Genomic DNA, 12,727 nt, shown 5'->3' with positions numbered 1-12,727 from the left:
CCGACTGCGCTGTCTAACAAGATAGGCAAAGACCGCCGGTGCTAAGTTCAAGGTCTAGGGACACCGCAAATTGGCATTTTCGGGCAGGTCCAGGTTAACTTCTTTGATCGTTTGGATGCGCCGCAGCTAAAGTTGCTATGTTTAGCCATTAGGTAGAGAGGATTCCACCATGGGGCAGCTGTTTCGGCGGTTTAGGGGGCTAGCGATCGCAGCGATCGCCCTAGTCGTGAGCATCTTACTAACCCAGGCGATGCACCTTGGCACCGGAAGCAATCGGAATGCGATTGCACAGAATAATGCCCCCCCGCCAGCCCTGGCTCCGGCCCTACCCATGGTCAACGGCAGTTTTGAAGACCCCCAGGGCCGGTTTCAGATCGGCATCTTAGACGGCTACAGCGTCAGTTCGGCGGGCGGTACCCCCCTATTTCAAGCGGCGGATGGCAGTTTGGCCTACACCGTAGCGGTGACCCCCTTACCATCGGCCCAAACTCCCGAAGCGGCCTTGGTGGCAGCGGCTGAGAGCACCTTTGGCGCTGGAGAAGGCTTTGTCGCAGGCGACGACATACAGCCCATCCCTGGCGGCGGCATCCGCATCAACTGGACGGGTCGCCTCAGCCAGGGAGCTGCCCCGCCCCAGCCCATTACCGGCAAAATCTTTGCCCGCCAGCGCGGCGAAGAGGCGTTCTTGCTACTGGTGGCGGCGACTGATGCCGCCGAACCCCAGCTATCTGACGCCATCAACGCCCTGGGGGGGACGCTGACGGTGCCGTAGGCTACAGTAGCGTTAATTAAAGGGGTAAGCAGGCTATGGGTATGCGCCGATCGACCTTGTGGGGGCTGCCCCAGACCTATCTACTGCTGGGGGGCACTGCCCTGGGGTATGCCCTGATGATTTTTTTGGCGGGGCCAAAGCCCGTGGCTGTGGTAGTGGGGTCCGGAGTGGCGGCGGCTATGGTGAGCAGCTGGGCGGCAGGCTTTCGCCCAAAAGAAGCCACGGCCAACAGCGGTGACCTACTCGATGCCCAAACTTTTGCTAACCAGCTGGGTACCCTGGAGCAGCGGGTGCCGCCCAAGGCCAAGAAAGCCTGGCGCGAAGTGCAAGACTGGTCCATCGAATCGCAGCGCTTTGCCGCCCGTATTTTCGATCGCGACCCCCTCCTGCAAGTAGAACTGCTCGAAGCCCTGCACACCGTGCTCGATCTCTCAGGTCAGGTGGCCGACGGCCTAGCCGTGCTCGATCAGATAGAAACCCCCGCTTACCAACAGATGGCCCAGCAGCGCTTGGCCGCCAGCCGCGATCGCCTCCAGGCCACCCACTCTCAACTGCAACAGCTCCAAGATCAGGTCGCCCTCTCCACCCTCGACACCGCTGGCGATAGCACCCTGCCCCACAGCCTCCAATCTCTGATTGAGGCCAACAAAACCATCCTCCAAGACAACCAAGATTCCGCGTAAACCCAAATCTCCAAAAATCTTCAGGAAAACACGCGATTAATTCTGTATCTACTTCCTCACCCCCTACCCCTCACCCATCCACTCATCCACTCCCAAAATGCGCCGCTTCCCCCTGATCCCGTTCCTCATCAGCCTCTGCGCCGTGCTGCTGTGGAACTGTACGCCGGACGTTTTCAACGGCACTCCCAAAGTTGATTCTGCGGAGAGCGCTCGGCAGGCCCTAGAGCAGTCGGTTTTGCCCAAAATCACCGTTGGTGAAGAGCTAATCGCCGATCAGGTGGCCAGCCGCTACACTACCGACCAAATCGTCGATCCGCTGCCCGACGTCAATACCTTTCCGCTGCACGGCGCTCAACCGGGCGGCAGCAACACCGCCTATATAGAGATCTACAGCTCTTCTGAAAAGGCTAACGTCGATCGCCAAAACGAGCGCTGGCTGGTGGAAGTCGCCCAAGCCTTTAACCAGCGCCAAGAGACCCTGCCCTCTGGGGAAGTGATTCAGGTGGGAGTACGCCAGGTGGCCTCGGGTACCGCCGCTCGACTGCTGGGGGCCAAAGCTGTCAAGCCCCAGGGTTACAGCCCATCTAACGATCTCTGGGTAGCCATGGTGCAGAGCCAAGGGGTGAGCACCGTGCCCGTGGCCGCGCGCCTAGTGCCCAACACCGCCGGCTGGGTGCTGCCCAAGCCTGTCTACGACAGCCTGGCTGAAAACGGCACCGTCAGCTTTGACCGACTGCTGAATGCGATCGCCTCGGGCGAAGTCACCGTGGCTTACCCCAACCCCTACAGCAGCTCCACCGCGCTCAACCTGCTTTACACCCTCTACTGGCGGGCAGCCGGGCACCAGGAAAACGGTGGCCCGCTCACCGTGGCCGAGCTGCAAACCCCCCAGGTCAATTCGGTCTTTGACCAGTTTCAGCAGCAGGTGCTGATCACCACTCCCACCACCCTCGACTTGCAGGAGCTATTCCTGCGCGACCAGAGCAACCTGCAAGCCTTTCCGTTGGAATACCAAAACTACCTGGCCCTGCGGGAGGTGCCCGGCTTTAGCGACACCGAGTTTGTGCCCTTTGGCGTGCCCCACAACAACCCCCTGGTGGGCTTTAGCTGGAACACGCCCCAGCAGACAGCGGCTCTACAGCGGTTTGCCCAATTTGCCCAGTCAGCCGAAATGCAGACCCTGGCCCAGCGGCAGGGCTTTGTCGAAACCGACTATCTCAAAGCCAAGCAAGTGCCCCCCTTCCCCAACGGCGAAACCCTGCTGGCGGCTCAGTCAAACTGGAAGCTGCGCAAAGACGGAGGTCGCACGGTCTATATGGCCCTGGTGATCGACACCAGCGGCTCCATGGAAGGGGAGCGGATGCAGGCTCTCAAGGATGGTCTGCGGGTCGCCGCCGGGCAGATTAACGCAGGCAACTACGTCAGCGTCGTCACCTTTGCCGACGCGCCCACCCGCCGCCTGCCCCTGGCTCCCTTTGACCAGCTTCAGCACCAAAAGTTTTTAGCCACCGTTGACAGTCTGCGGGCCGATGGTGCCACGGCCATGTACGACGGAGCCATGGTGGGCCTCGCCGACCTGATGGCCCAAAAAGAAAAAGACCCCAACGGGCGCTACTACCTGCTGCTGCTCAGCGATGGTGAAGTCAACCGGGGTTATACCTTTGACGCTGTCCAAGACATCCTGTCTTACAGTGATGTGCGCTTCTACCCCATCGCCTACGGTGAGGTAAATCAGGGGGAATTGGAGGCGATCGCAGCCTTGCGCGAATCTACCGTGCAGCAGGGCACCCCAGACAATGTGCAAACCCTGTTTAAGGATCTGTTCCAGGTTAATCTTTAGGGGTTTGGGGTACAGGGTATAGGGTGCAAGGTGTTGCCCTAGACCCTAGACCCCCTAAACCTTATACCCTGTACCCCTTCCCCCGGTTCTTGAGGCCTTTCTTCCGCCCCCATGCGCAACCCCAACCAACGACTGATTCTCACCCTCGGCCTCGGCTGGTTGGTCTTTGCAGGCTTGGGGCTGGGTCTGCGCCAGTTTCTCTCAGGCCCTGCGGTGACGGTAATCATCGATCGCAGCTACTGCGCCCCAGCCCAGTGGCAGGAACGGGTAGGCGATCGCTACGCCAGCCTCTACGCCGAGCAAGAGCAGCGGCAGCTCACCATCGACCAGGTGATCTACGTCAGCGATCTGGGTCAGGAAGTTGCCGAGGCCGTGCCTTCCCCCGAAGATGTGCAGACCCTCAGTACCTACGGCAGACCCAACCCCACCCAAATGCAGCAGGCCACCACAGAAAATCCTGACGCGACGGTGCTAACCTGCGGCAATTAGGTGGATGGGTGAGGGGTAGGCGAGTAGGGGGTATGACTCCGCCACTTGCCTCGATTCAGACCTAAACTGGAGGCTGCGTCAACATTTGCATCGCCCCCATGACCGCTACCCCCACCCTCCCCAGCGACGACACCACCCGCCGTCCCGACAGCGACTGGCGGCTGTTTCTGCGCATGTGGCCCTACATCTACAAACACCGCAATGCTCTGGTGATGCCGCTGGTCTTGCTGGTGCCCCTATCGCTGGCCAACGCCCTCCAGCCGGTTCTGATTGGCCAGGCCATCTCCCTGATTCGCCAAGAGCCGGTGATGTTCTTCCTAGAGGACTTCACCCTTCAGAGCGGGCTAAATTTGCTGGTGGGATTGCTGGTGGTCACCGTGCTGATTCGCCTGCTGCTGGATGGCTTTCAGAGCTACCTAGTGCAGGCCGTGGGCCAAAACATTACTGCCGACATTCGCACCGATCTGTTTACCCACGTCACCTCCCTAGCGGTGCGCTTCTTTGATCGCACCCCAGTGGGCAAACTGATTACCCGTATCACCAGCGATGTCGATGCCCTGGGCGACGTGTTCTCTACTGGGGCGGTGGGCATCATCACCGACGTGGTTTCGATGCTGGTGCTGATCGTGGTGATGTTTACCATGCAGTGGCAGCTGGCCCTCATGCTGCTGGCCTTGCTGGTGCCCGTTACCTGGCTGATTATTTATTTTCAGCAGCAGTTCCGCAAGGCCAACTACAAATCCCGCGAGCACCTGTCCGAACTCAATGCCACCCTGCAAGAAAACGTGGCGGGCATCAACGTAGTTCAGCTGTTTCGGCGCGAGCGCTACAACGCCGAAATGTTTCGCCACACCAACCAGAAATACATCACCGCCGTCGATAAAACCATTTTCTACGACTCGGCGGTGTCGTCTACGCTGGAGTGGATTTCGCTAGTAGCGATCGGCGGCGTGCTCTGGCTCGGCGGCCTGCTGGTGATGCAAGACGCCCTCACCTTTGGTACCCTGGCCACCTTTATTCTCTTTGCCCAGCGCCTCTTTGACCCCCTACGCCAGTTTGCTGACAAATTCACCGCCATCCAAGCCGGTCTCACCGCCGTGGAGCGCATTACCGACCTGTTCACCGTGCCGGTGGAGATCCGCGACCCAGAGAAGGTGGGGAGTGAGGAAGTGGGAGGTAATGGGGTAGGGAGTAAAAACAATGGCTTAAGCGCTTTCCCTACCACTTACCCTACCCAGATAGAAGCCGCCGCCGAGTCTACCCCCCATCCACCCATTCACTCATCCACCCATCACCCCATCACTCCATCACTCTCCAAAGCCTCTGAGATTCGCTTCGACCACGTCACCTTCGGCTACAAGGCCGACGAGCACGTGCTCAAAGACCTCACCTTTACCATTCGCCCTGGAGAAAAAGTGGCCCTGGTGGGGCCAACGGGGGCGGGGAAGAGTTCGATCATTCGGCTGCTGTGTCGGCTCTACGACATCAACCAGGGGGCAATCTTGCTGGATGGGGTTGATATTCGCGATTTGCCCCAGTCAGAGCTGCGGCGGCGCATGGCGGTAATTTTGCAGGATGGCTTTCTCTTTGCTGGGGATGTAAAAAGCAACATTACTCTGGGGGAGGAATATCCCTTAGAGACGGTAATTGAGGCAGCGAAAAAGACCAACATCCACGGGCTGATTGAAGAGCTGCCCCAGGGCTACAACACCGAGCTGCGAGAGCGGGGCACCAACCTCTCGGGTGGCCAGAAGCAGCTGTTGGCCTTTGCGCGGGCAGCGATTCGCGATCCGGGAATTTTGGTGCTGGATGAGGCCACAGCCAACCTGGACGTGGGCACCGAGGCGATGATTCAAGAGGCCCTAGAGCGCTTGCTAGAGGGGCGCACGGCGATCATTATTGCTCACCGCCTTTCTACCATTCGTAATGTCGATCGCATTCTCGTGCTCAAGCATGGTGAGCTGGTGGAGCAGGGCAGCCACGACGAGCTGCTGGCGCGGGAGGGGTTGTATTCGAGTCTGTATCGTTTGCAGCGATTGGGGGTATAAGACGTCTTCTAAAAACCCTGGAACTAAAGTTCTAGACTTAGAGCAAAATTTTCTTCTAACGGTCTGCGCGTCACCGGACGGCGATGTTCTTCGTATTTATAGTCAATAGCGTATGCCTCCGTTCCGTGTGCACGCGCTTGTTAGCTGTCTATATAACTTACGACTTCAGTTATCACCAACCTTACGGTCTAACCAATAATTTACAAGAGCCTCCTCGATTAAAATATCCTCCTCGACAGATTCTAGCTTCCACTGAAGGTAAGCAACGATGACGGATACCTTTGCCACATCGTAACGATTAAATTCTTCACGGGCACGCTCTTCCATGGTTCCGCCGCCCCAGATCTTCGCAATCTTTGTCTTTCCTGGGAAGGCTAAGTACGAACACAAACGATATGCTGGGTCAACACACCTCAGTTCGCCACGAATATCAGCAATTAAGTAGGCGGGGAGATAGAACTGAAGCGCGTCATTGGAGAAAAATGACAAAGCAGATCCCCAGCCGTCGGGGGCTTGATCCAAAAACTGAGGATCAAGTTGTTGCCAATCCTTTTTTTCAGAGAACTCCTCGATCAGTGCCGCTGGTTCATCACCGTAGCTGCTTGCTGTAAGAGCATCGTCACCAGGATAAGCTACATCCGTAAAGGCTTGTTTGATCTTGTGGATCAGTTCATCAGGCATCATTGGCAACAACTCAGAGAGCTAACAACTTATTCTGCCGACAGTTTCCGTATAACTGCCTTAGAGAGGGCAGTTATACCGACAGTTTCCGTATAATTCACCTTCTGAAGGCAGTTATACGGATAATTGCCGCATATTATCCTTGCTAGGGGTAGTTACCCAGAAGTTTTCCGTATAACTTCACAAAGCCCGAGGTGCGTAAGCATGTACCATTGATCACAATACTGTTCTCCGTACAAACGTTGTCGTGGCATCTACCCATGAGCTTTTTGACCAAGTTCGCCAGGTGCTTCGAGTCAGGCACTACTCTTATGAAACTGAGAAAACTTATATCCACTGGATCAAACGCTTCATAGCGTTTCATCAGGTGAGGCCACCTAAGGAAATGGGTGTTGCTGAAGTAGAAGCATTTTTAACTCACCTTGCGGTTGAGCAAAAGGTCGCACCATCTACCCAAAATCAAGCGCTCAGCGCCCTAATCTTTTTGTATCCCGAGGCTTATCAGCAAGATACAGACTGAAACTTAAATGCCATCCGAGCGCGGCCTACTCGATACCTACCCACAGTGTTGACGCCCAGCGAAGTCAGCGCTGTATTCAATAACTTATCTGGAGTCTACCTACTAGTAGCTAAACTGCTTTACGGTAGTTGGCTACGGCTGACCGAGGACTGAAGCTACGGATTAAAGATGTTGATTCTAGCTAACGTCAACTCATCATTCGAGATGCTAAAGGGCGAGAAAGCCGAGTGACGATGCTGCCAGGTGCGCTGATTGAGCCTTTAGATCATCATATTCAAGGGATTCGGCAACTGCACCAGCAAGATTTAGCCCAAGGCTATGGGTCGGTTTATTTGCCCTATGCTCTTGAACGCAAATATCCCAATGCTGATCGAGAATGGGTTTGGCAATATGTATTTCCCGCAGAGCGTCGCTCTATCGATCCGCGCACGGGCATTTGTCGTCGCCATCATCTTCACGAAAGTGGCTTGCAAAAGGCAGTTAAACAAGCGGTTCGAGCTGCTGATATTCAAAGGCGTGTATCTTGCCATACCTTTCGCCACAGCTTTGCAACCCATCTGCTGCAAAATGGCTACGACATTCGCACGGTGCAAGAGCTATTGGGCCACAAAGATGTCAAGACCACTATGATTTATACCCATGTTCTAAATCGAGGTGGACTGGGGGTGAAAAGTCCGTTGGATAGTTGATCCTGCCTTTAGCAACTATCGTTAATACGGTTGACGGGGAGCTTTTGTATCAGTAGTGTTTTACGTTAAGCCGTTCAGCAGAGCGGTGACCATACAGAACTCGGAAACTTTAGCGCTGCCGGAAGGTGGTACCAGCACCAACCGACAGCTAACCCCGCAAATCTCTAAGGCAGATTGCGTGGCTAGGCTCATGGTACCCTAGCCCCCCAGTTTGCACCTCAAGCTGCGGGTGGCTAGGGTTTTCGCGTTCTGTTTCTTGCAACCCTACGCCAAGGAAACAGAACCGATGTTTGAATATCTCGAACCCGATGCCAGCGGCGCATCTAACTTGCCGCCGTCTTCGCGCAGCAACCCCCAAACTCACCCCGAGAAAGTGCGTCACCTGCTCTACGGCAGCCTGGCCGCCATAGACCGCACCATCAAAATTCTCCATGCCCACGGCTACGCCGACCCCAACGATTGGAGCGACCCCATCCCCGTGCCGCCGGGCGGAGTCGTAGGCGCAGCCTCCTCAGACACGCCGTGGATGGTGATTTTGACTAAAACCCTACTTATAGAGGAGTAGCCCTACTGATCAAAGAGGCCGGGGCCGCGCTAGCTTTTGCCCAAACTGAGCTATGGGCCAAGGCACCCGGTCTCTAAACGCCACGGTTGAGCGAAGTGGCGCAGTAGTTTAGCGTTCGCACAGCGTTGCCAAGCAAATCGCGCAGCGTTGCAAAGCAATCTGCATCCTCAGATCGTCAATGCGGCACAGCAGTTTGGCGATCGCGTAGTCTTGCAAAGCAATCCGCACCCTGCGATCGCCAAACTGGCACAGCAGATCGCCGATGTGGCACAGCAGTTTAGCGATCTGCGCCCTCAGATCATCAATGTGGCACAGCAGTTTGGCGAAACTGGCACAGCAGTCTGGCGATCTGAAGACGCAGATCGCCAATGTGGCACAGCAGTTTGGCATTGCAGGCCCAAAGTACGGCTCTGCGGTAGGTCAGCTTAGGATATTTTGTTTTGCATTGAGATAGTGCTCACCATTTGACCCATGCTGGCCGCAAACTTGTCTGCGAAGCAGCCACTGTTCAATTCTCCCGCCTACAATAGCGGCATTCTACTTCCCTGCTCTCCCTGTGCTTGACGCAGTTCCTCAACCGCTGAAGTCTTCGCCACCCTTACCCAGCGACGGCTTTTTGGTGTGTGGGTTGGGTAGCCTGGGCCAAAACTGTGTGGCCAATCTCAAGAGTTTTGGGGTGCCGGTACATGCCATCAACAACGCCCTGCCCGATCAGTGGGAGGTACCCCACCTACGGGATTTAATTGACCACCTAGAACTCGGTGACTGCCGCTCGGCAGAGGTGCTGGAGCGGGCGGGAATTCGTCAGTGCCGAGCGGTGCTGCTGGTCACGCAGGATGAGCGGGTCAATCTAGAGGCGGCCCTAACGGCGCGGGTGCTGAACCCGCGGGTGCGGCTGGTGATGCGTTCAGATAAGCAAAACCTCAACGAGCTGATGGGGCAGCAGCTCAAAAATTTTGTCGCCCTTGAGCCCACGCAGCTGGCGGCTCCGGCCTTTGCCCTAGGCGCCTTTGGGGAAGAACTGATCGGTTACTTTAACCTCGACGGCCACCGCTTTCAGGTGGTGATGCAGCGGCTGGAGCCAAGACATAACTGGTGCGATCGCCGCCAGCTCCACCAGCTAGACACCAGTCATCGCCGGGTGCTCTGCCATACTCCCCTCGCTCCAGATCTGGATAGGGTAGCTGCCAGCCCCTCAGCGCTGTTCTACAGGTGGCTGCCCGACACGGTGCTGCGAGCCGGCGACGAGGTCGTTTTGGTCGAATGCGATGCCCAGCTGCGGTCGCTCCATCGCGAAGCCCCCAAACCTCTGCGTCAGGGGGCATTTAGAGGACTGAGGCAGGCGATCGCTCGCCTAGGCGACTGGCCCGCCCTGCGGCAGGGCTTGCTTAGCATTTGGCAGACCAGCTCTGGCCATCAGCTGCGCCGGGTGGCCACAGTTTGCGGCGTTACCGTACTGATCCTGTGTCTGGTTGGCACCCTGCTCTTAGATGCCAATTCCCCCGACGACATCCCTCTGTTTCAGGCGTTTTTGTACACCTTTATTACCCTGTTTGGCGGCTACGGCGATGTCTACGCCGCTCTCGCAGACTTTGAGCATCCGCGTCTGCTCCAGACCTTTGGGGTGTTGCTAACGGTGGCCGGAGCCGCCTTTGTCGGCGTACTCTATGCTCTGCTTACCGAAAAACTGCTCACGCTGCGGTTTGAGTTTATGGAGCGCCGCCCCCCCGTACCTGAAAAAGACCACGTAGTCGTGATCTGGCTGGGGCGCGTCGGGCGGCAGGTGGTAGCGGCGCTGCAAGAACTCGATCAGCCCATTGTGGGTATTTCGGCTCAGGCGCTGGATGCTGACGTGCTGCCTAAAGTACCGCTGCTGACTGGCGATGTCAACGCCGCCCTCTCTAAGGCCAACCTGGCCACTGCCAAGAGTGTGGTAGCCGTTAGCGAAGACGAAATTCAAAACCTGGAGATGGGGCTGTTGGCCCACCGGCTCAACCCCGACTGCCGCGCCATCATTCGCACCTACGATCGCCAGTTTAGCGATCGCGTTGCCCAGATCTTTCCCTTTGCCGAGGTGCTCTGTGCCTCAGCGCTATCGGCTGAAGCCTTTGCTGCAACGGCTTTTGGTGAGCATGTCATTGGCCTATTTCGCCTCTACGACCAGACAGTGTTGATTACCCAGTACCGGGTTGAAACCGACGATACCCTAGCTGAGATGCTGCTGTCAGAGGTGGCCTGTGGCTATGGCGTTGTGCCCCTGTGGCATCAGCATGGCGACCAACCCGGCAAAATCATGCCCTCCGACGACACTCGCTTGCAGCCGGGCGATCGCCTGGCGGTACTGGCCACCATTAGCGGTTTGCGCCGCATTGAGCAACACGAACTAGCCCCCCGCACCTGGCACATTTACCTCGAAAAAGCTCTCACCGCCGATGCCCTGTTCGACGGGGCCACCGAGCTAGCTCGGGTGGTTGGCTACCGCCTCGGCGACGCGCGGGAGTTTATGGCTCAGCTACCCGGCACCTTGCCACTGCCGCTCTACCGTCACCAGGCCCTGCGCCTTAGCCGCCTACTCACTCGGGCACAGGTCAAAGCCCAGGTGATGCCACCACCCTAGGGCAAAACAGCAGAAGATTCTGAAGAAATAGATAGATTCAGCGGTTTTCCTGCCGGGGCCAGAGCCTTTGCGATAGAGTTTGCCCAGAGATATTTGCAGCAGGGTAGGGCTATGGCGAAGTGGGGTAAGAGGATGACGCAGCATCAAGGGCCAAAGCCCCGTTTAAAGACGCTGCTCTGGCTGGGGGGAATCGGTGCTCTGGTGCCCCTGGCCCTGCCGGTGCTGGCCCTCACCGAATCCGTTGGCCCTGAGGGAATTGACGCCCGGCGGCTGCACGACGCCCCCTACAATTTGACTGGCGAAAAAATTGCCATTGGCCAGGTCGAAATTGGCCGCCCCAGCCAGTTTGGCCTCGACAAGGTGGCCTCAGAAACCCTGCCCGTGATGGTGCGGCGCGTGCTGGTGCTCGACGGCTGGGCTGTGGCCGATGAGTATGTCGATGGCCACGCCGCCAATGTAGCCAGCGTCATGATCAGCCAAGACAAGCTGCGGGTGGGAGTTGCCCCCGCCGCCATGCTGTATTCGGGTGCGGTGGGGGAGCTGGGCGATCGCAGCGCCCAACCCGAAGAATGCCTCGCCTCCCAGTCGGTGGCGTCGCAGAATGGCGGTGACGTGCGGGCGATCAACTTTAGCTTTGGCGAACCCCTGAGCCGCGACCCACGCCCCAACGCGGTGCTCGATGGCAACGCCCTGCTCACCCAGTGCATCGACTGGTCATCGCGGGTGCACGGCACGCTGTATGTGATTGCGGGCAACCAAGGCGGCGGCGGCATTCCCATTCCCACTGACAACTTCAACGGGTTGAATATCGCCTACTCGCGCCAGGTCAACGGCCAATTCAGCAAAATCGACTACTCTAACCTGGGCAGCGAACCCACACTGCGATCGCGCCAGGCTGCCCCCGAAACCAACGAAGGCCCTCGCCGCTCCATTACCCTGGTGGCCCCCGGCAGCGACATTGAGCTCATCGACCCCGACGGACAGGTGCGGCGCTCTAGCGGCACCAGCTTTGCCTCGCCCCACGTGGTGGGCGCCGTTGCTCTGCTGCAACAGTTTGTCGATCGCCAGTTTCGCACCGGGTCGCCCAACTGGTCCCTAGATGCCCGCCACCCCATGGTGATGAAAGCCGTGCTGCTCAATTCCGCCGACAAAATTAAAGACAGCGGCGACGGCCTGCGCCTGGGCATGAGCCGCACCCTGGTTGACGACAGCAACCGCTCCTGGATTGAGTCTGATGCCTACCGCGACCCCAAAATTCCGCTCCACAGCGACCTGGGCACTGGCCACCTCAATGCTTACCGCGCCTACCAACAGCTGGCCCCCGGTGCCACTGGCCCCGACCAGGCCATTCCCGCCATCGGCTGGAACTTCGCCGAGCTGGAGGCCCGACCCGCCACTGTCCACGACTACGAGTTTACCGATGCCCTTCAGGCGGGCAGCTTTTTGTCGGCTACCCTGGCCTGGGAGCGAGTGGTAGAACTGGCCGATGCCAACAGCAACGGCCTCTACGATTTGGGCGAGGGCTTTAATGACAAAGGGCTCAACAACCTCGACGTCTACCTCATGCCCGCTGACGAAGACGACATCACCAAGAGTGTGTGGTCATCGGTGAGCGAGGTTGACAGCATTGAACACATTTTTTACCAAATTCCGGAAACGGGTCGGTACAAACTGAGAGTTATTTATCAGCAGCAGGCCCACAGCGAACCCACTCAGCCCTACGCCCTGGCTTGGTGGTCGGTGCCTGCGCCCTAGGATCTAGAGCAGGGGTTTCAGCTACTCCTCTACCAGTTTTCAGGGAAAAACTATGCCTTTTTGGAGGA

At 57.7% G+C, this 12,727-nt stretch carries 12 protein-coding genes; 10 read left to right on the top strand and 2 right to left on the bottom strand.

The window, feature by feature from the left end:
* Positions 1-169 precede the first annotated feature (169 nt).
* From NC979_RS10845 to NC979_RS10825, 5 genes are all read left to right on the top strand, one after another.
* Positions 170-772: a hypothetical protein gene (locus NC979_RS10845; protein WP_190520531.1), complete on the top strand. Its 603-nt coding sequence runs from the start codon at positions 170-172 to the stop codon at positions 770-772.
* A gap of 41 nt (positions 773-813) precedes the next feature.
* Positions 814-1,455, top strand: coding sequence for a hypothetical protein (locus NC979_RS10840; RefSeq protein ID WP_190520529.1), 642 nt, complete (start codon positions 814-816; stop codon positions 1,453-1,455).
* A gap of 97 nt (positions 1,456-1,552) precedes the next feature.
* A complete protein-coding gene (locus NC979_RS10835) occupies positions 1,553-3,295 on the top strand; it encodes a VWA domain-containing protein (RefSeq protein ID WP_190520527.1) in 1,743 nt (580 codons plus the stop codon).
* 111 nt (positions 3,296-3,406) lie between these two features.
* A complete protein-coding gene (locus tag NC979_RS10830; protein ID WP_190520525.1) occupies positions 3,407-3,784 on the top strand; it encodes a hypothetical protein in 378 nt (125 codons plus the stop codon).
* Positions 3,785-3,882: 98 nt separating this feature from the next.
* Positions 3,883-5,832 (top strand): ABC transporter ATP-binding protein, encoded by a 1,950-nt coding sequence (locus tag NC979_RS10825; protein ID WP_190520523.1) that lies wholly within the window; start codon positions 3,883-3,885, stop codon positions 5,830-5,832.
* A 165-nt stretch (positions 5,833-5,997) separates the two neighbouring features.
* Here the strand turns inward: NC979_RS10825 and NC979_RS10820 are convergent, their stop codons facing one another.
* A complete protein-coding gene (locus NC979_RS10820) occupies positions 5,998-6,516 on the bottom strand; it encodes a DUF6714 family protein (RefSeq protein WP_190520521.1) in 519 nt (172 codons plus the stop codon).
* A 244-nt stretch (positions 6,517-6,760) separates the two neighbouring features.
* On the opposite strand from NC979_RS10820, the gene NC979_RS25355 reads away from it, so the two are divergent.
* From NC979_RS25355 to NC979_RS10810, 3 genes are all read left to right on the top strand, one after another.
* Entirely contained in the window at positions 6,761-7,033 is a 273-nt protein-coding gene (locus NC979_RS25355; RefSeq protein WP_190520519.1) for a phage integrase N-terminal SAM-like domain-containing protein, read from the top strand.
* Between the two features lie 233 nt (positions 7,034-7,266).
* On the top strand, positions 7,267-7,722 hold the full coding sequence (locus NC979_RS25350) for a tyrosine-type recombinase/integrase (RefSeq protein ID WP_190520516.1): 456 nt from the start codon (positions 7,267-7,269) through the stop codon (positions 7,720-7,722).
* 286 nt (positions 7,723-8,008) lie between these two features.
* Positions 8,009-8,287, top strand: a complete 279-nt coding sequence (locus NC979_RS10810) for a hypothetical protein (RefSeq protein ID WP_190520515.1) — start codon at positions 8,009-8,011, stop codon at positions 8,285-8,287.
* Between the two features lie 108 nt (positions 8,288-8,395).
* Here NC979_RS10810 and NC979_RS10805 read toward each other — a convergent pair whose 3' ends face one another.
* Complete coding sequence (locus tag NC979_RS10805) at positions 8,396-8,677, bottom strand: hypothetical protein (RefSeq protein WP_190520513.1); 282 nt, start codon at positions 8,675-8,677, stop codon at positions 8,396-8,398.
* A 166-nt stretch (positions 8,678-8,843) separates the two neighbouring features.
* Between NC979_RS10805 and NC979_RS10800 the strand changes: the two genes are divergently transcribed.
* Together NC979_RS10800 and NC979_RS10795 are read left to right on the top strand one after the other, a co-directional pair.
* The gene (locus NC979_RS10800; protein WP_190520511.1) at positions 8,844-10,904 is read left to right on the top strand and encodes an NAD-binding protein; all 2,061 of its coding nucleotides are present in this window, start codon (positions 8,844-8,846) and stop codon (positions 10,902-10,904) included.
* Between the two features lie 132 nt (positions 10,905-11,036).
* Positions 11,037-12,659: a S8 family serine peptidase gene (locus NC979_RS10795; RefSeq protein WP_242024066.1), complete on the top strand. Its 1,623-nt coding sequence runs from the start codon at positions 11,037-11,039 to the stop codon at positions 12,657-12,659.
* Positions 12,660-12,727 lie beyond the last annotated feature (68 nt).

Origin of the sequence: Leptolyngbya subtilissima AS-A7 (genome assembly GCF_039962255.1) — a bacterium.
Taxonomy (GTDB): Bacteria; Cyanobacteriota; Cyanobacteriia; order Phormidesmidales; family Phormidesmidaceae; genus Nodosilinea.
This window is presented reverse-complemented; position numbering and strand designations above follow the sequence as displayed.

Excerpts from the sequence above, each read along its gene's own strand:
- NC979_RS10825 (WP_190520523.1), top strand. The coding sequence starts at position 3,883 with ATGACCGCTACCCCCACCCTCCCCAGCGACGACACCACCCGCCGTCCC.
- NC979_RS10840 (WP_190520529.1), top strand. The coding sequence starts at position 814 with ATGCGCCGATCGACCTTGTGGGGGCTGCCCCAGACCTATCTACTGCTG.
- NC979_RS10810 (WP_190520515.1), top strand. The coding sequence starts at position 8,009 with ATGTTTGAATATCTCGAACCCGATGCCAGCGGCGCATCTAACTTGCCG.
- NC979_RS10835 (WP_190520527.1), top strand. The coding sequence starts at position 1,553 with ATGCGCCGCTTCCCCCTGATCCCGTTCCTCATCAGCCTCTGCGCCGTG.
- NC979_RS10795 (WP_242024066.1), top strand. The coding sequence starts at position 11,037 with ATGACGCAGCATCAAGGGCCAAAGCCCCGTTTAAAGACGCTGCTCTGG.
- NC979_RS10845 (WP_190520531.1), top strand. The coding sequence starts at position 170 with ATGGGGCAGCTGTTTCGGCGGTTTAGGGGGCTAGCGATCGCAGCGATC.
- NC979_RS10820 (WP_190520521.1), bottom strand. The coding sequence starts at position 6,516 with ATGATGCCTGATGAACTGATCCACAAGATCAAACAAGCCTTTACGGAT.
- NC979_RS25350 (WP_190520516.1), top strand. The coding sequence starts at position 7,267 with ATGCTGCCAGGTGCGCTGATTGAGCCTTTAGATCATCATATTCAAGGG.
- NC979_RS10830 (WP_190520525.1), top strand. The coding sequence starts at position 3,407 with ATGCGCAACCCCAACCAACGACTGATTCTCACCCTCGGCCTCGGCTGG.
- NC979_RS10805 (WP_190520513.1), bottom strand. The coding sequence starts at position 8,677 with ATGCCAAACTGCTGTGCCACATTGGCGATCTGCGTCTTCAGATCGCCA.